Annotated in this window: 23 protein-coding genes and 1 pseudogene; 14 read left to right on the top strand and 10 right to left on the bottom strand. The window is 68.1% G+C overall.

Annotated features, from left to right (window positions below):
* From FXN61_RS52685 to rnhA, 5 genes and pseudogenes are all read left to right on the top strand, one after another.
* A complete protein-coding gene (locus FXN61_RS52685; RefSeq protein ID WP_312877988.1) occupies nucleotides 1-144 on the top strand; it encodes an amidase family protein in 144 nt (47 codons plus the stop codon).
* The gene (locus tag FXN61_RS50855) at nucleotides 101-610 is read left to right on the top strand and encodes an amidase family protein (RefSeq protein ID WP_246292013.1); all 510 of its coding nucleotides are present in this window, start codon (nucleotides 101-103) and stop codon (nucleotides 608-610) included. Before FXN61_RS52685 ends, FXN61_RS50855 begins: the two co-directional genes overlap by 44 nt.
* A 165-nt stretch (nucleotides 611-775) precedes the next feature.
* A complete protein-coding gene (locus FXN61_RS25700) occupies nucleotides 776-922 on the top strand; it encodes a hypothetical protein (protein ID WP_167976596.1) in 147 nt (48 codons plus the stop codon).
* A gap of 53 nt (nucleotides 923-975) precedes the next feature.
* A complete protein-coding gene (locus tag FXN61_RS25695; RefSeq protein ID WP_167976595.1) occupies nucleotides 976-1,353 on the top strand; it encodes a DUF1801 domain-containing protein in 378 nt (125 codons plus the stop codon).
* 11 nt (nucleotides 1,354-1,364) lie between these two features.
* A pseudogene (gene rnhA, locus FXN61_RS25690) lies at nucleotides 1,365-1,802 on the top strand (ribonuclease HI); the annotation flags it as partial.
* A 262-nt stretch (nucleotides 1,803-2,064) separates the two neighbouring features.
* On the opposite strand, the gene FXN61_RS25685 reads toward rnhA, so the two are convergent.
* Together FXN61_RS25685 and FXN61_RS25680 are read right to left on the bottom strand one after the other, a co-directional pair.
* Complete coding sequence (locus tag FXN61_RS25685) at nucleotides 2,065-2,856, bottom strand: helix-turn-helix transcriptional regulator (protein WP_167976602.1); 792 nt, start codon at nucleotides 2,854-2,856, stop codon at nucleotides 2,065-2,067.
* A complete protein-coding gene (locus FXN61_RS25680) occupies nucleotides 2,856-3,548 on the bottom strand; it encodes an SDR family NAD(P)-dependent oxidoreductase (protein WP_167976594.1) in 693 nt (230 codons plus the stop codon). The genes FXN61_RS25685 and FXN61_RS25680 overlap by 1 nt, the downstream gene beginning before the upstream one ends.
* A 102-nt stretch (nucleotides 3,549-3,650) precedes the next feature.
* On the opposite strand from FXN61_RS25680, the gene FXN61_RS25675 reads away from it, so the two are divergent.
* Nucleotides 3,651-4,073, top strand: coding sequence for a PPOX class F420-dependent oxidoreductase (locus FXN61_RS25675; RefSeq protein WP_167976593.1), 423 nt, complete (start codon nucleotides 3,651-3,653; stop codon nucleotides 4,071-4,073).
* Between the two features lie 154 nt (nucleotides 4,074-4,227).
* On the opposite strand, the gene FXN61_RS52680 is transcribed toward FXN61_RS25675, so the two are convergent.
* Nucleotides 4,228-4,680, bottom strand: a complete 453-nt coding sequence (locus FXN61_RS52680; protein ID WP_312877987.1) for a class I SAM-dependent methyltransferase — start codon at nucleotides 4,678-4,680, stop codon at nucleotides 4,228-4,230.
* Nucleotides 4,677-5,813, bottom strand: coding sequence for an aminotransferase-like domain-containing protein (locus FXN61_RS25665; protein WP_167976592.1), 1,137 nt, complete (start codon nucleotides 5,811-5,813; stop codon nucleotides 4,677-4,679). Before FXN61_RS25665 ends, FXN61_RS52680 begins: the two co-directional genes overlap by 4 nt.
* Before the next feature lie 74 nt (nucleotides 5,814-5,887).
* On the opposite strand from FXN61_RS25665, the gene FXN61_RS25660 reads away from it, so the two are divergent.
* Genes FXN61_RS25660 through FXN61_RS25650 form a run of 3 tightly spaced genes read left to right on the top strand, consistent with a single transcriptional unit; the run spans nucleotide 5,888 to nucleotide 7,580 of the window.
* Nucleotides 5,888-6,346 (top strand): GyrI-like domain-containing protein, encoded by a 459-nt coding sequence (locus tag FXN61_RS25660; RefSeq protein ID WP_167976591.1) that lies wholly within the window; start codon nucleotides 5,888-5,890, stop codon nucleotides 6,344-6,346.
* A gap of 37 nt (nucleotides 6,347-6,383) precedes the next feature.
* Complete coding sequence (locus FXN61_RS25655) at nucleotides 6,384-6,695, top strand: ArsR/SmtB family transcription factor (protein WP_167976590.1); 312 nt, start codon at nucleotides 6,384-6,386, stop codon at nucleotides 6,693-6,695.
* A 3-nt stretch (nucleotides 6,696-6,698) separates the two neighbouring features.
* Nucleotides 6,699-7,580, top strand: coding sequence for an SRPBCC domain-containing protein (locus tag FXN61_RS25650; RefSeq protein ID WP_312877986.1), 882 nt, complete (start codon nucleotides 6,699-6,701; stop codon nucleotides 7,578-7,580).
* A 34-nt stretch (nucleotides 7,581-7,614) separates the two neighbouring features.
* Here the strand turns inward: FXN61_RS25650 and FXN61_RS25645 are convergent, their stop codons facing one another.
* Complete coding sequence (locus FXN61_RS25645) at nucleotides 7,615-8,442, bottom strand: hypothetical protein (RefSeq protein WP_167976589.1); 828 nt, start codon at nucleotides 8,440-8,442, stop codon at nucleotides 7,615-7,617.
* Nucleotides 8,443-8,573: 131 nt separating this feature from the next.
* Between FXN61_RS25645 and FXN61_RS25640 the strand changes: the two genes are divergently transcribed.
* Nucleotides 8,574-9,107, top strand: coding sequence for a class I SAM-dependent methyltransferase (locus FXN61_RS25640; RefSeq protein WP_167976588.1), 534 nt, complete (start codon nucleotides 8,574-8,576; stop codon nucleotides 9,105-9,107).
* Here the strand turns inward: FXN61_RS25640 and FXN61_RS25635 are convergent.
* Together FXN61_RS25635 and FXN61_RS25630 are read right to left on the bottom strand one after the other, a co-directional pair.
* A complete protein-coding gene (locus FXN61_RS25635) occupies nucleotides 9,083-9,298 on the bottom strand; it encodes a hypothetical protein (protein WP_167976587.1) in 216 nt (71 codons plus the stop codon). The two genes, FXN61_RS25640 and FXN61_RS25635, sit on opposite strands and share 25 nt — an antisense overlap.
* 28 nt (nucleotides 9,299-9,326) lie before the next feature.
* Nucleotides 9,327-10,388, bottom strand: a complete 1,062-nt coding sequence (locus tag FXN61_RS25630; protein ID WP_167976586.1) for a DNA polymerase IV — start codon at nucleotides 10,386-10,388, stop codon at nucleotides 9,327-9,329.
* A gap of 10 nt (nucleotides 10,389-10,398) precedes the next feature.
* Here FXN61_RS25630 and FXN61_RS25625 point away from each other — a divergent pair, with 10 nt between their 5' ends.
* Nucleotides 10,399-10,845 (top strand): NUDIX hydrolase, encoded by a 447-nt coding sequence (locus FXN61_RS25625; protein ID WP_246292005.1) that lies wholly within the window; start codon nucleotides 10,399-10,401, stop codon nucleotides 10,843-10,845.
* Here the strand turns inward: FXN61_RS25625 and FXN61_RS25620 are convergent.
* From FXN61_RS25620 to FXN61_RS25610, 3 genes are all read right to left on the bottom strand, one after another.
* Nucleotides 10,832-11,977: an endonuclease gene (locus FXN61_RS25620; RefSeq protein ID WP_167976584.1), complete on the bottom strand. Its 1,146-nt coding sequence runs from the start codon at nucleotides 11,975-11,977 to the stop codon at nucleotides 10,832-10,834. The two genes, FXN61_RS25625 and FXN61_RS25620, sit on opposite strands and share 14 nt — an antisense overlap.
* A gap of 71 nt (nucleotides 11,978-12,048) precedes the next feature.
* Entirely contained in the window at nucleotides 12,049-12,963 is a 915-nt protein-coding gene (locus tag FXN61_RS25615) for an NADP-dependent oxidoreductase (protein ID WP_167976583.1), read from the bottom strand.
* A 79-nt stretch (nucleotides 12,964-13,042) separates the two neighbouring features.
* Nucleotides 13,043-13,546 (bottom strand): DinB family protein, encoded by a 504-nt coding sequence (locus FXN61_RS25610; RefSeq protein WP_167976582.1) that lies wholly within the window; start codon nucleotides 13,544-13,546, stop codon nucleotides 13,043-13,045.
* Nucleotides 13,547-13,601: 55 nt separating this feature from the next.
* Between FXN61_RS25610 and FXN61_RS25605 the strand changes: the two genes are divergently transcribed.
* From FXN61_RS25605 to FXN61_RS55640, 3 genes are read left to right on the top strand one after another with little or no spacing between them, the layout of a single operon-like run.
* A complete protein-coding gene (locus tag FXN61_RS25605) occupies nucleotides 13,602-14,744 on the top strand; it encodes a GNAT family N-acetyltransferase (protein ID WP_312877985.1) in 1,143 nt (380 codons plus the stop codon).
* A 37-nt stretch (nucleotides 14,745-14,781) separates the two neighbouring features.
* Nucleotides 14,782-15,447 carry a YqeB family protein gene (locus FXN61_RS25600; RefSeq protein WP_167976581.1) on the top strand — a complete coding sequence of 222 codons (666 nt, stop codon included), beginning with the start codon at nucleotides 14,782-14,784 and terminating at the stop codon, nucleotides 15,445-15,447.
* Nucleotides 15,435-16,031, top strand: coding sequence for a TetR/AcrR family transcriptional regulator (locus FXN61_RS55640; protein ID WP_167976580.1), 597 nt, complete (start codon nucleotides 15,435-15,437; stop codon nucleotides 16,029-16,031). The genes FXN61_RS25600 and FXN61_RS55640 overlap by 13 nt, the downstream gene beginning before the upstream one ends.
* Nucleotide 16,032: the final 1 nt, after the last annotated feature.

Genomic DNA, 16,032 nt, shown 5'->3' with positions numbered 1-16,032 from the left:
GTGGCCGTCGCCGCCGGTGTGGTGCCGCTGGCCACGGGCGTCGACGGCGCGGGCTCGATCCGCATCCCGGCCGCGTGGTGTCGGCGTGCTCGGTCTGAAGATGACGTCGTCCGAACGTGCCGCGGTCGGTGTCTTCACCCGTGATCCAGACCTGCTCGCGATCTACACGGGCACCTCGGAGGTCAACTCGCCGGCCGCGGTCTGGTCCACGGACCTGGGTTTCGCGTCCGTGGACGCCGAGCAGGCCGAGATCGCCTGGCGGGCGGCTGTTCCGCTACATCCGAGTCCCGTCTCGTTGTCGTTCAAGGACCCCACGGACGACTGGTTCGCCGGCCGCTGCGGACCGAACCCGTTGCTGGACGAGCTGTTCGAGACCACGGACCTGCTGCTCACTCCGACCGCACCCGGCCCGCCGCACGGCCACGACGGTCCGGGCTCGCGCATCAACACCAGCTTGACCTGGGCGTTCAACCTCAGCGGCCACCCGGCGATCAGCATTCCGGCGGGGTTCGACTCCGAAGGTCTGCCCGTTGGACTGCAGGCCGTGGCACGGCACGGACGGGAGGCCGACCTGATCGCCGCCGCCCGCACCGTCCTGTCCTACCGCTAGCACTGATCCCGGCGCGGGCAAGGCGGGCGCTGTGGTGGCTGCGGGAGTACTGGCGGTGTCGGTCGCGGCGAGCAGCGGAGGCCTGTCACTCGGCGGCGGCGCGTCGACGACCTCGGCCGACTGGAGTGCGTGTCGCACTCCTTCGGGGGGGGCAACGTCGCGGTCGTGTCCGTGGCGTGGGTCGGCTTCCGGAACCGCCGCGACGCGGGCGAGTTCAAGAAGCTGATCGACGTGCACGGCACCGGCGACATCACGCCGCTCGCCACCCCTCTGCTCGACCTGGCCGAGATGGCGAGCTGGCTGCCGCGTTAGGCAGCGACCGAACCCAGTTGTCGAGAATCGGCGACCTGCTACGACACAGGGCTATGAACACGCGCGTCGACGACTACATAGCCGGGCTGCCCGAGTGGCAGCAGGACATCTGCCGCGAGGTCCGCAGGCTCGTCCACGAGGCCGACCCGGACGTCGAGGAGACGATCAAGTTCACGAACCGGCCCTACTTCGTGCTGGACGGCAACATCTGCGCGTTGCTCGGCACCAAGGACCACGTGAACGTGATGCTCTACGACAAGGCGATCGTGCCGGACCCGGAGAACATCATCACGAGCGGGCACGCGAACAAGACCGCCCGCATGATCTCCGTGTACCGCGACCAGCCGATCAACGGGCCCGCGCTCGTCGAGATGTTCCGCCACATCATCGCCAACAACCGCCGCCGGAAGAGTGTCGGACCTCGTCGGTAGCCTCATGACGCATGGAGGTCGAGATCTACACCGACGGGGCGTGCAGTCCCAATCCCGGTCCTGGCGGCTGGGGTGCTGTGCTGCGCTACGGCGAGCACGAGAAGGACATGTACGGCGGTGACATCGGCCCGACGACGAACAACCGCATGGAACTGATGGCGCCCATCGTGGCGTTGGAGAGCCTCACGCGACCGTCCACCGTGAAGCTCTACACAGACAGCACCTACGTCCGCAACGGAATCACCTCATGGGTGCACGGGTGGAAGACGAACGGCTGGCTCACGAAGGCACGTGAGCCGGTCAAGAACGCCGACCTGTGGCGCCGCCTGGAAGAAGCTGCCAACAGGCACGAGGTGGAGTGGCACTGGGTCAAGGGCCATGCGGGCCACCCGGAGAACGAGCGCGCGGACCGTCTGGCCGTGCGCGGAGTGGAGGAGGTGACGGGGCGGGACATCACGCAGCCCCAGGCAAAACCGAAGAAGGCGGCGAAGCCGAAGCCGAAGCCGAAGCAACCACGCGAGCTGAGCGGCGAACCGTGTGGCGCGCCCACGAAGAAGGGCACGCCGTGTCCGATCACCGCCGGGCCGAACGGACTGTGTCACGTGCACGACCCGGCGTTGCAGTGCGGTGCCCTCACGAAGAAGGGCATGCCCTGCACGATCGCGACAGGCGGCGGCCGGTGTGACCACCACCAGGACTCGCTGGAGCTGTTCACGTGACCGCGAGCGAAGCCAGCAGTCGCAAGGCCTCCTCCGACGGACTACCAGGCGCGGCCACGTAGGTCACCAACGCCTGCCCCGCGTCCGAGGTCAACGTCTCCACGGCCAGTTCCAGCGGACCGAGCTGCGGGTGGTTCATGCGCTTGAACATGGGCTCCCGCTCGCGCACCGGATGCTCCGCCCACAGCGCGCGGAACAACGGCGAGACCTCTGACATCTCTTCGACCAGCGCGAGCAGCGCCGGGTCGTCGGGGTGCACGCCGTAGTCCGCACGCAGGTAGCCGACGTTCTCGCGCGCGCAGTCCGTCCAGCCGGGGAACAGGTCCCGCGCGGCCGGGTCGGTGAACATGTACCGCACCATGTTCGGCTGCTCGCGGAAGTCCGTCACCAGTGCCGCGGCCAACGGGTTCCACGCCAGCACGTCGAGCCGCCGGCCGAGGACCATCGCCGGCACGCCCTGCAACGCGTCGAGCAGCCACCGCAACGCCGGCCGCACCTCCTCCGACGGCGACTCCACCCGCGTGGGCCGCGCCAGCCGGTACAGGTGCGCGCGCTCGGCACCGTCCAGGCCGAGCGCCTGTGCCAACGCGTCCAGGATCGAGTCGGACGCGTTGGAGGCGCGCCCCTGCTCCATCCGCGTGTAGTAGTCGACGCTGATACCGGCCAGCTGCGCCAGCTCTTCGCGGCGCAGCCCCGGAACGCGCCGCCGCGACGCTCGTTCCGGCGGATCCAGTGCCGCGCGGCGGGCACGCAGGAACTCCCCCAGCTCGCTCACGGCACCCATCATGCCGGGATAGCCCCCACCAGGCCGCCGTCGACCACGAAGTCCTGCCCCGTCACGTACCCCGACCGGTCGGACAGCAGGAACGCCACCACGTGCGCCACGTCCTCCGGCACACCGAGCCGTCCCATCGGCACCTGCCGGCGGAACGGCTCGTCGTCCTCCACGTTCTCCCGGAACATGTCCGTCGCGATGTAGCCGGGACTCACCGTGTTGACCCGAACCCCGGGCATCTCCGCCCCGAGCGTGCGCGCCAGGCTGTGCACCGCCGCCTTGCTGGCCGTGTAGAGCGAGGCGCCGGCGAGCCCTCGATGGACCGTCCACGACGCGTTGATCACCACCGACGCACCGGGCTTGAGCCGTGCTCGCTGCACCATGAAGTACACGCCCTTGAAGTTCGTGGCCAGTACCCGGTCCACGTCCTCCTCGGTGACCCTCCCGAACTCCGTGAACACCCCGACACCCGCGTTCGCGAAGACCCCGTCGACCTCACCGACCTGCTCCGCCAACGCCTCGACATCGGCCAGCTTCGACACGTCCGCCGCCACGGTCTCCACGTCGAGTTCCTTGCGCGCCAACGCCAACCGCTCTTCCGAACGCCCGGCCAGCACGACCCGCGCACCTTCCTCGACCAGCACCCGCGCCGTCGCCAGCCCGATGCCACTACCGCCACCCGTGATCAGAAACGTCTTCATGGCTCCGAGATTCCGCCACGTGCCGCCCCTGAACCAGACCCGCCGTTTCCTGGGTCCGGCAAGACCAGGCTGAACCCCGCGAACCGGCGTAGCGTCGCCCTCATGCTTCCCGAATCCGCCAGGGCGGTGCTGGAGTCGAACGCGCTCGCCCACCTCGTGACGCTGGGCCAGGACGGGGCACCTCAGGTGACCATCGTCTGGGTGGGCCTGGACGGCGACGAGATCGTCTCCGGCCACCTGATGCAGCACCAGAAGGTCCGCAACATCCGCAACGACGGCCGCGTAGTGCTGTCACTCGAAACCCCGAACATCAACGAGATGGGCCTGCAGGAGTACCTGGTCATCTACGGCACCGCGCGCATCACCGAGGGCGGGGCGCCGGAGCTGCTCCAGCGCCTCGCGCACACCTACCTCGGTCCCGAGGTGAAGTTCCCGCCGTTCGACAACCCGCCGCCCGGCTTCGTCACGCGCATCAAGGTCGACCGCGTGGCCGGCGTCGGCCCCTGGGTCTCCCAGGGCTCGTAGAAGGAGTGGACAGCGGGCTGGCCCGTGTAGTTCGGGCCGGCCTTGTCGTCAGCGCCCAGGTAGGTGAACGGAAGCCGGGGCTGCCCTTCGCCGGTGTAGCCGATGCGACGCTTGCGGTTGTCGTAGGTGAATCCGGCCTCGCGCAACGCTTTGGTCAGCGCGCGACCGAACGGGACACCGTCGGCGCGGCGCACACTGGCGACGTCGAAGTTCGCCACGAGGCGACCGCGGGCGAGAGCCAGGACGCAGCGCGCACCAGCAGGCCGAGTTTGTCGCCCACGTAGTGCAAACCGTGCACGCACGTCACAAGATCGACGGACGCAGCCGGATTCCACTGGTCAACCGGCGCGACTACGAAACTCAACCCCGGGCATGCGGGCACGTGGTGATCGACGAGGTCAACCCCGACGATCGTCACGTCCTCCCGCGCCGCTTCAGCCAGTGCTTTGCCTGAGCCGCAGCAGAGATCCACCCAACGGGCCCCAGGTCTCAGTGAAAGATCGGTTCCCAGCTCGCGGCGGTAGCTCGCCAAGCCTCGTTCGCGGTTCATCTCGCAGTTCGCGACGACCGACGAACTCCACAGCGTCTCGTCGTCGAGCAGGCTCACCGGAGCACCTTGGCCAGGCGTGCCATGCCCTCGGCGATCTCCTCCGGTGTGTTGGTGGTGAAGGACATCCGGAACGTCGCATGGTCCGGCATCGTCGCGAAGAACGGCGCACCAGGCACAAAAGCGACGTCGTGGCGCAGCGCCTCCTTCAGCAACTCGGCGCTGTCCGCGGAACCGGGCAGCCGCAGCCACACGAACATGCCACCGTCCGGATCGCTCCACGTCGTGCCATCAGGGACAGTCAAAGGCAATGCGGCGATCATCGCATCCCGACGTGCGCCGTACTCGACGCACAAGCGGGAGACGTGAGCGTCGAGATCGTTGTGCGTCAGGTACGCCGCGGCGGCGGCCTGGTCCACAGTGGACGTGTGCAGGTCGGCGGCCTGCTTCACGATCACCAGCGTGCGGAGCAGGTCCGCGGGTGCCCGCAGCCAGCCGAGGCGCATGCCGGGCGCGCCGACCTTCGAGAAGCTGCCCAGGTAGATGGTTCTATCGCTGATCGATGCGAGCGGGGCGACGGCGGAGCCCCGGTAGCGGAGCTCGCCGTAGGGATCGTCCTCGACGATCCACAGGTCGTGTTCGGCGGCGATTTCCGCGATCTCCGCACGTCGTGAGGCCGACAGCGTGCGCCCGGTCGGATTGGCGAACGTCGGCACGAGGTACAGCAGTCCAGGTTTCTCCGCGGCCACAACGGACCGCAGCGACGCGGGGTCCAGGCCGTCGGCGTCGCTCGCGACGGGCACGATGCGGGCGCCGGCCATCTGGAAACACTGCAGCGCCGCCAAATACGTCGGTTCCTCGACCGCCACGACGGCGCCCGGTTCCAGCAGCGCGGTGGCCACCAGCGACAGCGCCTGCTGGGAACCGGTGGTGATCAGCACGTCCGATGTGGGCAGTCCACGGCCGGTCAGGCGCGCGGAGACCAGCGAGCGCAGTGCCGGATTTCCTTCTGTGGGGGCATATTGCAGCACTGAGCGGTCCCGCAACGCGAGATCGTAGGCGGCGCGCACACCGTCCAGGTCGAACAGTTCGGGGGCGGGAAGTCCACCCGCGAAAGAAATCACCTCGGGACGAGAGGTCAGCGCGAGCAGGTCGCGCACCGGAGAGCTGGCCACGGAGAGGGTGCGGTGCATGAACTTCACGTTAACCGGGCCCGGTTCCAGTCGAACGCGGATTTTCTGTCAGTGGCCGTGGCTAGCGTGGCAGTATGGACATCGAGACACGTGAAGAACAGCCCTACGCCGCGGTCAGGGCCACGGTGACGCTGGAGACGTTCGCCAAGATCGCCGACCGGTTTCCCGAGGTCATGCAGTGGCTGGCCGATCGCGAGTTACCGATCCTCGGCGCGCCGTTCTTCCGGTACTTACGCGTCACGGGCGAGGAGTACGAGGTGGAGGCCGCCATTCCCACGATCGCCGAGGTGCCCGGCTCCGGTGACGTGTTCACGGCGACGTTGCCCGCGGGCCGGTACGCGGTGGAGGTCCACGAGGGCCACCTGGACGGGCTGGTCGCCGTCACCGAACGGATCCTCGAGGACAAGACCCTCGAGTTCGATCGCGACGGTGACAGCTGGGGCGCCCGCCTGGAGACGTACTTCACCGACCCCGCGGTCGAGCCGGATCCAGCCAAGTGGAAGACGGAGGTGGCCATCCGCCTCGCCGACTGAGCTCGACCGTATATGCCGAACGAGCTATATTGCTGGCATGGCATCTACGTTCGCCGTGCTGGCGGATCCGAGTCGCCGGGAGATCCTCGACCTGCTGCGTGAGCGCGAGCGGCCGGTCGGCGACCTCGTCGACCGGCTGACGCTCACCCAGCCGACCGTCTCGAAGCACCTCAAGGTGCTGCGTGAGGCCGGTCTGGTCGAGGTGCGCACCGACGCCCAACGGCGCTGGTACAGGCTCTCCCCCGGCCCGCTGGCGGAGATCGACGCCTGGCTGGCGCCCTACCGGCGGATGTGGGAGAAGAGCCTGGACGCGCTCGAACGACGACTCGACGAGATCGAAGGGAACTGACCCGTGGACGCCGAACTGCGGATGATCGAGGGCAAGCCCGTCCTGCGCTTCGAGCGCAGGCTGCGGCACTCGCCGGAGAAGGTCTGGCGGGTCGTCACCGATCCGGCCGAGATGAAGCACTGGTTCCCGGCCGAGGTCGAGATCGACGGCCAGAAGATGCGCTTCACGTTCCCGGACGCGGCCCCTGTCGACTCCGACGGCGGCGAGGGCGAGTTGCTCGAGTCCGACCCGCCGAAGGTGTTCGCGTTCCGCTGGCTGGGCGACGTGCTGCGTTTCGAGATCCTGCCGAACGACGACGGCTGCCTGCTGGTCTTCACCGCGGTCGTCACGAACAAGCTGTCCGTCGGCCGCGACACCCCCGGCTGGATCACCTGCCTGGACGCGCTGGTCGCCCACGCCGACGGCACGAAGTTCGAGCCGCCGCCGGAGTGGCTGTCGCGCATCGAGCACTACGTCAGGAAGTTCGGCCTGGACGAGGGCACCGACCAGCCTGACGGAGTGCTGTTCGTCCGCGACCTGGTCTGGAAGCCGCTCGACGACGCCTGGCAGCTCCTCACCGAAGGCACGGAGGACACCGTGCCGGCCCGCGCCGCGCATCCAAGCCTCACCCCGGGCAAGGTCACCAGGTCCGAGCCACCGCGCCTGCTGGAGTACGAGTGGCTCCAGGACGGCGAACCGAAGGGCGTCGTGCGCTGGGAGTTCGACCACGTGCCGCTGCAGGGCACGACGGTCACGCTGTTCCAGGAGAACGCCCACGGCCCTGAGGCGCTCGCGGCGTGGCACGTGCACCTGGAGCTGTTCTTCGCGGCCACGCAGGGCGAGATCCGCTGCCCCTGGCCCACCGACCGCGAGGAGGAGCTCGCCAAGCGCTACGCCGAGCGCTGACAACCAAACCGGCCGCGACCGCACCCCGCTGGAATCAGGTCGTCGCGAAGCGGTCAACGCCCACGCCGCTGATCAGCAGCCGCTCCTTGCGGTTGCCCATCAGCCGCTGCGTCCAGTCGACGAAACCGCCGTCGCCGATCTCCACGCCGTTGCGGAAAACCTTGAAGCACAAGCCCTGGTAGTACCCGGTACGCCGCGAAGGGTCGGCGGGCAGGTCACCGCGCACCACCTCGAAGCGAGGGTCCAGCACGGTCACGCGCACCTCGATGTCACCGCACGCCTCACGCAGAAACGCGATGTGCTCAGCGAAGTGCTGCCGCTCAAAGGCAAGCGACCCGCGGTCACGCCCGGCCGACACCGCGGCGAACAACGTGAAGTGCGCGAACCTCCCGGCACCGCTGAACAACTGCGCACGCACGACGCGTTGCACCGCCGCCAGCCGCACGTCGTCAGGACCGGATTGCCTGCGTACGGCAGCTTCGAGCGCCAACGCGTTGGTCGGGTCGGCCGCGACCTCGGTCCCGCGAATGGTCGACAGCACGTTGTTCTGGTCCATCTCCGCCACGGCGGAGCACGTTCCCAGCGGTGCTACGGGAGCAAGCCCCAGCACGGAGAACGACGGCGGCAGTGCCGCCAGCAGCCCGTCCTCCGCTGCCCGCAGCACGCCGAACGGCACGTCGGCCGGCGCCACGAAGCGGTCGGAGCGGTACTGCCGCAACACGTCCGGCCCCGACAACGCGTTCGCGCGCCGGCGCATCAACGCGAGCAGCACGGTCGTGAGGTCGCTGCCCGGCAGCCCCGCGAGCCGGTCCAGCGCCTCCTCGCCGCCCAACGTCCGCAGCACCCGCGTCAAGACACCCATACCTGTCATGATCCGCGTACCGGCCAGCGGATTTCCGCGAGCACGCCGAAGGCTGGGGTCGAGCCATGAGCGACACCCAGGCTGTCCGGGATGGCGAGCTGTGGGGCTGAACGGCCGCCGCGGGCACCACGGTGCTCGACCTGGCGTGCGGCAGCGGCGAGTTCTGTGCCGTGGCAATGGACGCGGGCGCACGAGCCACCGGGATCGACATCTCGCACGCCATGATCGAGCTGGCGCGGCAGGCGAGCAACGCAGAGTTCCACGTGCGGGCGCTGGGGCACTTGCCTTGGGAGGACGGCAGATTCGACGTCGTGACGGCCTTCAACGCGTTGTTCTTCGCGGCCGACCCTGAAGGAGCGTTCGCGGAGCCCGGCACGCGCAGGCGCGTGGAACTGCCAGAGCCGCAGGTGAAACTCACGATCGACATTCCTCAGGAACATCCCGACGAGGACACGATGCTGCGCACCTTCCTGAGCGTGGGCAGGTACCAGCGCCTCATCGAGAGCGAGGGTGAAGAAAGTGTCGCGGAGAAGATCAAGGCTGTCGCTGAACCGCACCGAACCGCGGATGGCGGCTATCGGTTCGCGAACAAGTACCTGATGTCAATCTTCCGCAAGAACGAGATCCCCAGAAAACGAAATCAGGCCGCGGCGAGGATCTCGTAGCCTGCGCTGGTCAGCGCTGCGGGGCCGGGACGGGTGCTGATCAGGCCTGCCGAGGTCAGGCGCAGGCCGACGAACTGGTCGGCGCAGCACAGGCCGTCGACGAGCAGGAAGCTTCCGGCGATCTCGCAACGGCCGTCGGCGACGGCTCTGAGAACTGCTCGGTCGCGGTGTGTGAGCGATGAGGCGGTCATCTTCTTCTCCTAGCGGTAAAGCGTCTACTTACTGATACGTCGAAGAAGAAGGTGTTGGTTCGACATCATCGCCAGAGAATTCTGCGCGTACCCCCAAAAGACGTACGGCGCGGCCGTGTTCGAACCGGTCCAGCACGGCCAGGGCGGCCGCGGCCAGGTCGTCCGCGGACGATGTCGGCGCAGGCAGCTTCATCGCGCGCACCTTCGTGAAGAAGGGCACGAAGCGCACCTTCACGCCCACGCGGACGGCAGGGCGGCCCTCGGCGACCACGTCAGCGGCCACCTGGTGGGCCAGCGCCACGACCTCGCGCCGGATGTCCTCCAGCGAGGCGAGGTCCTGCTGGAAGGTCTTCTCGTGGCTGCGTGACTTCACCACCCACGGTGTCGCGCTCACGACCGTGTCGCCGGCGCCGAGCGCGACGGTGCGGAAGTACGGGCCCATCCGCGGGCCGAACCGGGCGGCCAGCGCGTCGGCGGAAGCGGAAGCCAGGTCGGTCACGGTCGAGATGCCGAGCTCGGACAGCTTGCGCTCGGTCTTCGCGCCGATGCCCCACAGCGCGGACGTCGGCCGGTGTCCCATCACCTCGACCCAGTTGGCACGGGTCAGCTGGAACGTCCCGGCCGGCTTGCCGAACTCGGTTGCGATCTTGGCGCGCAGCTTGTTGTCGCCGATGCCCACGGAGCAGTGCAGGCCGGTCGACTCCAGGACCGCCGCCTGCAGCGACCTGGCCAGCTCGAAAGGATCATCACAGGAAGCCCCGACGAACGCCTCGTCCCACCCCATCACCTCGACGACCACCGGGAACGACCGCAGCACGGCCATCACGTCCGCCGAGGCAGCGTCGTACAGCGCGTGGTCCGCGGGCAGGAAGATCGCGTCCGGCAGCTTCTTGAACGCCGTCCGCAGCGGCATCCCCGAGTGCACGCCGAACTCGCGTGCCTCGTAGGACGCGGTGGCCACGACGGCGCGCTCGGTCGGGTCGCCGTTGCCACCCACCACCACGGGCTTTCCGCGCAACGACGGGTCGCGGAGGACCTCCACCGCCGCGATGAACTGGTCGAGGTCCACGTGAAGGACCCAGTCCGCCATGCTGGACAGTATGAAACGGTCGGCCGGAATCCTGCTCTTCAGGCGAAACGAGCAGCTGGAGGTGCTTCTCGGGCACATGGGCGGCCCGTTCTGGGCCCGCAAGGACGCCGGCGCCTGGTCCGTGCCGAAGGGCGAGTACACCGACGACGAGACGCCGGAGGCGGCCGCACGCCGCGAGTTCGAGGAAGAGCTCGGTCTGAAGGTCCCCGAGGGCGAGCTGATCCCGCTCGGTGAGGCCAAAGGCTCCGGCAAGGTCATCACGGTCTGGGCGCTCGAGGGCGACCTGGATCCGGAGACGGTCACGCCGGGCACGTTCGAGATGGAGTGGCCGCCGAAGTCGGGTCAGAAGAAGTCGTTCCCCGAGGTCGACAAAGTCGCGTGGATGACCGTGGAAGAGGCGAGCGCGAAGATCGTCTCCGCGCAACGCCCCTTCCTCGAACGTCTCAGCTCCAGATAGAAGCGACCCACTCCGGGTGGTCGATGAACGGGTTGCGGTTGTGCTGGTAGCTGTCGTAGATCAGCTGGTTGCGGCGCTTCTCGAACGCGTCCGGCGGATCCTGCTGGTGCCACTGCAGCAGGACCGAGAGCTTGCCGTGGTACGGCGCGGTGCCGTTGTTCACGGAGTTGTTCAACTCCAGGTTCGCGAAGCCGTCGGTGCCCTCGTAGCGCACGGCCATGTAGAACAGCATGCGCGCGACGTCACCCTTCACGGCGGCGCGCGGCTCCCAGGAGTCGGCGTCAGCGCGGTTGCTGGGCGCCTCGGTGTTCGGTGTGCCGCCGTTGTCGAAGTCCAGGTTGCCGCGGTCGGCGTTCACGTCCACGTCCTCCGGCCGCAGGTGGTGGATGTCGGTGCCGGGACCGGTGGCGGTGCCGAAGTCACCGTGCGACTTGGCCCAGACGTGCTCGCGGTTCCAGTTTTCGCTCCCGCCGCCGTTCAACGACTTCGATCGCGACGTGCCGCTGTACAGCAGGATCACGTTGTTCGAGTTGCTCGGATCCTGGTCTGTGGCCTTCAGCGCGTCCCAGACCGCGTCGTAGCTCAGCTTGGTCTGGTTGCGGATGATGCCGTTCAGAGCGGTCTTCAACGCCGGACCCGACTTGCCGCAAGCCGCCGTGTAGTAGCTCTCACAAGCCGAAGGCGCTGTGGTGCTGGTGGCCGTAGTAGGCGTCGGTGTCGTGCCAGCGAACGCGAACGCCGTGGACGAGGTCAGACCGGCGTGCGAGAAATACGCGCTCAACGAGCCCGTCACGTCGATCTGCTTGCCCAGCAGCGACGGGTTGGTGCGAAGGCCCCACGACGCGCGGAACGCCGACGGGATCTGCACGTAGACCATGCTCGACGTGCTGGTCTGGGATGCCGAGTCGGCCAGTGCGAGCGCGTAGTCGCTCGGGTAGTTCGAACGTACGACCGTGGTGGTGGCCGTGGGCTGGCCGACGACGTACCCGCGGACGGTCGCCGACGTCCCGTCCTGCTTGCTGATCGCCTGGGCGACGGTGAGCGGAGCTGCTGCGGAAGCGGCGGTCGACCCGTACAGGCCGACCGCCGCCAACAAACCGATGACCAACGCCAGTGGACTCCACCGCGCCATGTGCACTCCCCGATCGCGTGAATGTTGTGCACACGATCAGGGGACATGGTCAACGGGCGGTAAACGCAATGTCACGGCACCAGGACGACCTTGCCCGTGGTCCTCTTCGACTCGACGAGCTCGTGGGCCTTCGCGGCGTCAGCGAGCGGCACGACGTGGTCGAGCCGCACCCTGAGCTGCGGCAACGCCGTGAGGTCCGCACCGGACGCGGAGAGGCTGTTGAAGAGCTCGAACCGGATGCCGAGGTCCGCAGCTCGGTCAACGTCAAAACCCGGGTTGCCGGGAATGATCGACACGAGGACGCCACCGGGCTTCAGCACCTTGGCGGAACGCTCGGCGTACTCCCCTCCGATCGCGTCGAACACCACGTCGACCGGCTCGATCTCGGTGAAGTCCTGGTGCCGGTAGTCGATGACCTCATCCACTCCGAGAGAGCGCAGGAAGTCGTGCTTGGCGGCCGACGCCGTACCGATCACGTACGCGCCCCGCGCCTTGGCGATCTGCACCGCGACGTGCCCGACACCTCCCGCCGCCGCGTGGACGAGCACCCGCTGGCCCGCGGACAACCCACCCCGTCCGACCAGCGCCTGCCACGCGGTCAGCGCCACCATCGGGGCCGCGCCGGCCTCCTCCAGGGTCAGCCACGAGGGTCGCCGCGCCAGGTCGGAGGCGTTCGCCACGGCGTACTCGGCGTAGCCGCCGCCCGCGCCGGGCCAGGTGAGCAGCCCGTACACCTCGTCACCGGCCGCGAACCCCTGCACGCCCTCACCGACCTGCTCGACGGTGCCGGCGACGTCCCAGCCCAGCGTGAACGGCGGCTCCCCGAGCGCGGGATACGCACCGGCGCGGATGTACGTGTCGACCGGGTTCACGCCGGCCGCATCCACCTTGACCAGCACCTGGCCCGGTCCGGGTGCGGGCTTCGCCACCTCCGCGACCTCCAGCACGGACGCGTCCCCGACGGTCTTCTGCGTGATGACTCGCATGATGATCCCCTTCGATGATCTCGATGGACACCATCTTGCAGTTAGCGCCAACTTCTAGAAAGTAGACACTTCGAAGTGCCTAACTCTCCCTGAGGTACAGGTCGCGGAGCAGGGCGATCTCGGCACCGTGGTGGATCACCTCCCGGTTGATGTGCAGCACCAGGGTCGCCATCGGCTCCTCGGCGAACGGCCCCTCCGCCGGGCCGACCGGAAGCGAGAGGTCGGCCTTACGCGCGCCGTCCATCCACGCCTCGTATGCGTCATCGAGCTGCTTCAGCGCCTCGTCAGCGGACATCGCGTACTTCCACGTCATGTAGTCAGCCGGCGGGCCGCCGAAGTGCGAGGCCGTCCGCATGGCGAAGATGCCCACGATGATGTGCGCCATCCGCCACGCGATCGTGGTGACCGGCTCGGGCTCGGGAGTCGGGTACAGCCAGTCGATCGAGCCGTCCCGATGAACGTTCCACACGTCGGGCACGGGCTCCCAGAAGTACTCGTCGTCGGTCAGCCCCTCCAGCCGTGGCCGCAGCTGCATCCGCCAGTGCCAGTCGAGCTGGTCCGTCAACTGCTTGTTCCAGTCCATGCGGATGACGGTAAATCCGTTTGCGGACAACCACTGTCCTGGAAACACTCGGCCGGTGGACATCCGCACCTCGCGCCAGGAAGACCTCGATCAGGTCGAGAAGCTCATCGTCTCGCGAATGGACCCCAGCGACGGCGTCGACGCCCGTCTGCTGATGACCGACCCGGACGCGGGCTGCGACTGGGTCGGGGTCGCCGCCGACGGCGACCGGATCGTCTCCACCGCCACGATGATGGACGAGACGATGACGCTCGCCGGCCTCGACATCCCCACAGGTCAGGTCGAGCAGGTCGCCACCGATGCCGAGTACGAGGGCAGGGGCCTGGTGCGGCGGCTGATGGGCTGGGCGCACGAGGAGTCCGCGCGGCGCGGCCACCTGCTCCAGATCATGATCGGCATTCCGTACTTCTACCGCCAGTTCGGCTACACCTACTCGATCCCGGTCAAGCAGACCCGGCCGCTCGAACGCACACCCGAACCCGTTGCGGGACATACGATCCGGCGCGCGACCGAGGCCGACATCCCGGTGCTCGACCGCTTCCAGGACGATGCCCAGCGAAGCGCGGACCTGCGCATGGGCCACACCGCGCCGTGCTGGCGCTGGCTGATCAACCGCACCGGCTCCATCACGTGGGTCGTCGAGCGTGACGGCAGCCCGGTCGCCACCGGCCGCAGCACGCCGCCGGAAGAGGGCGACGTCGTGCTCGGCGAGATCGCCGGCGTTGACGACGACGCCGTGAAAGCGTTGGTAGCACTGGTGAATCCGGCAGAGGTCGTAGAACGGCACGCGGCACTGGAGGAGTACCTGGCTCCACGCCGGCCCGGCGTGGAGCAGTACCTGGTCCGCATCCCCGACGTGCCGAGGCTGTTGGAGCACCTCCGGCCGGTCTTCACGCAACGCTTGCAGGGCCACGAACCTGACGACGTGCTGCTCGGCTTTTACCGCACGCACGTCCGGTTCCGCTGGGACGGCAACGAGATCGGCCCGTACGAGTGGGGCGGCACCATGATCGGCCCCGGCGAGGAAGGCGGGGCAGGGATCGCACCCGACCTGCTCGCGCCGTTGCTGTTCGGTCCGCATGGGATCGACGGGTTGCGCCGCTGGTTCTCCGACGTCTACCCCGGCCCGAAGTCCGACCTGATGAACAGGCTGTTCCCGCCGGTCACGAGCGACCTGCTGACGTTCTACCTGCCTTGACGACAATAAACCGAGCGCTCGGTCTAATATTGAGCGCATGACGACTGTGCAGGAGACCGCGGCTGTCCGGTACGGCATCTGGGTGCTCTGCCCGGCTGCCGGCGCCGCCGCGGTGTGGGGGCTCAAACTGGCAGCCGCGTGGATCACGACGTTGAAGTGGTTCCCGTTCCAGGGCGTGTTCGAGCTGGTCACGGACATACCCGAGCCGTGGGTGACGATCGCGGCACTCGCCATCGGCGCGGTCGCCGGGCTCGTGCTCGCGTTGCTGTGGGCCGCGGAGATGATGTCGATCGAGGTCTCGCACGACCGGGTCACGCTGCGCAAGGACGACAAGATCTTCGACTTCGGGCGCAACCAGGTCGAGTCGGCGTTCACCGACGGCAAGCAGCTCGTGCTGCTGTCGCCGAGCGGCGCCGAACTGGCCCGCGAGACTTCTGATCTCAGCAGGAGCAAGCTCGAACAGGCCTTCACCGGGCAGGGTTACCGGTGGCGGGACGCGGACCCGTTCGCGGCCGAGTTCAGGATGTGGGTGGAGCACGCGCCAGACCTGCCGCCGGAGGTGAACGCGCTGTTCACGGCCCGCAGGAAGGCCATCTCGAAGTACGAGCACGAGGAAGCCGCAGAATTGGCGCGGGAGATCCGCAAACGCGGCGTCTCCGTGCGTGACGAGAAGAAGAGGCAGTACTACAGGTGCGAACGGTAGACCCGGTCAAGCACGCGGAGAAGAAGCGGCACATCACCGACACCGCGGTGGGGTTGTTCGCGCAGAAGGGTTTCGAACGCACGACCGTCGCCGACATCTGCAAGGCCGCCGACATCAGCACGGGCAGCCTGTTCCACTACTTCCCCACGAAGCGGGCGATCTTCCGCGAGATCTTCGTGCAGGACGCCGAGGACAACGCGGCGATGTTCGCCAAGGCCCGTGAGCTGAGCCCGTGGGACGGCGTGCTGATGGTGGTCGACCACCTGTGCGTGCCCGCGCTGGACCGGTCGGTGGCCGGGCTGGTGCTGGAGGTCGTGGTGCAGGCGAGCCGCGATCCGGAGCTGTGGGAGCTGGTCGGCCACAACGAAAAGATGGTGCGCGACGAGCTGGCCGCCCTGCTGCAGCAGGCGCACGACGCCGGTCAGATCACGCTGCCGGTGAGCGCTCTGACCGCGGCGAGCTGGGCGCAGGGACTGGTCGACGGCCTGTTCGGCAGGCTGATCGACCCGGACTTCGACGCGACCGACCAGGTGAGCACCCTCCGGTTGATCCTTTCCCGATTCGTGGGTGCTCAAGCACCATGAG

The sequence above is a fragment of the Lentzea indica genome (assembly GCF_012184385.1).
Classification (GTDB): Bacteria; Actinomycetota; Actinomycetes; order Mycobacteriales; family Pseudonocardiaceae; genus Lentzea; species Lentzea indica.
Note: the sequence above shows the minus strand (reverse complement) of the source record. Positions and strands in the feature narration are given on the sequence as shown.

What these genes read in the sequence shown, in the direction of transcription:
- FXN61_RS50855 (WP_246292013.1), top strand. Translation starts at nt 101, where the DNA reads ATGACGTCGTCCGAACGTGCCGCGGTCGGTGTCTTCACCCGTGATCCA.
- FXN61_RS25695 (WP_167976595.1), top strand. Translation starts at nt 976, where the DNA reads ATGAACACGCGCGTCGACGACTACATAGCCGGGCTGCCCGAGTGGCAG.
- FXN61_RS25685 (WP_167976602.1), bottom strand. Translation starts at nt 2,856, where the DNA reads ATGGGTGCCGTGAGCGAGCTGGGGGAGTTCCTGCGTGCCCGCCGCGCG.
- FXN61_RS25680 (WP_167976594.1), bottom strand. Translation starts at nt 3,548, where the DNA reads ATGAAGACGTTTCTGATCACGGGTGGCGGTAGTGGCATCGGGCTGGCG.
- FXN61_RS25675 (WP_167976593.1), top strand. Translation starts at nt 3,651, where the DNA reads ATGCTTCCCGAATCCGCCAGGGCGGTGCTGGAGTCGAACGCGCTCGCC.
- FXN61_RS25665 (WP_167976592.1), bottom strand. Translation starts at nt 5,813, where the DNA reads ATGCACCGCACCCTCTCCGTGGCCAGCTCTCCGGTGCGCGACCTGCTC.
- FXN61_RS25660 (WP_167976591.1), top strand. Translation starts at nt 5,888, where the DNA reads ATGGACATCGAGACACGTGAAGAACAGCCCTACGCCGCGGTCAGGGCC.
- FXN61_RS25655 (WP_167976590.1), top strand. Translation starts at nt 6,384, where the DNA reads ATGGCATCTACGTTCGCCGTGCTGGCGGATCCGAGTCGCCGGGAGATC.
- FXN61_RS25645 (WP_167976589.1), bottom strand. Translation starts at nt 8,442, where the DNA reads ATGGGTGTCTTGACGCGGGTGCTGCGGACGTTGGGCGGCGAGGAGGCG.
- FXN61_RS25635 (WP_167976587.1), bottom strand. Translation starts at nt 9,298, where the DNA reads ATGACCGCCTCATCGCTCACACACCGCGACCGAGCAGTTCTCAGAGCC.
- FXN61_RS25630 (WP_167976586.1), bottom strand. Translation starts at nt 10,388, where the DNA reads ATGGCGGACTGGGTCCTTCACGTGGACCTCGACCAGTTCATCGCGGCG.
- FXN61_RS25625 (WP_246292005.1), top strand. Translation starts at nt 10,399, where the DNA reads ATGAAACGGTCGGCCGGAATCCTGCTCTTCAGGCGAAACGAGCAGCTG.
- FXN61_RS25620 (WP_167976584.1), bottom strand. Translation starts at nt 11,977, where the DNA reads ATGGCGCGGTGGAGTCCACTGGCGTTGGTCATCGGTTTGTTGGCGGCG.
- FXN61_RS25615 (WP_167976583.1), bottom strand. Translation starts at nt 12,963, where the DNA reads ATGCGAGTCATCACGCAGAAGACCGTCGGGGACGCGTCCGTGCTGGAG.
- FXN61_RS25610 (WP_167976582.1), bottom strand. Translation starts at nt 13,546, where the DNA reads ATGGACTGGAACAAGCAGTTGACGGACCAGCTCGACTGGCACTGGCGG.
- FXN61_RS25600 (WP_167976581.1), top strand. Translation starts at nt 14,782, where the DNA reads ATGACGACTGTGCAGGAGACCGCGGCTGTCCGGTACGGCATCTGGGTG.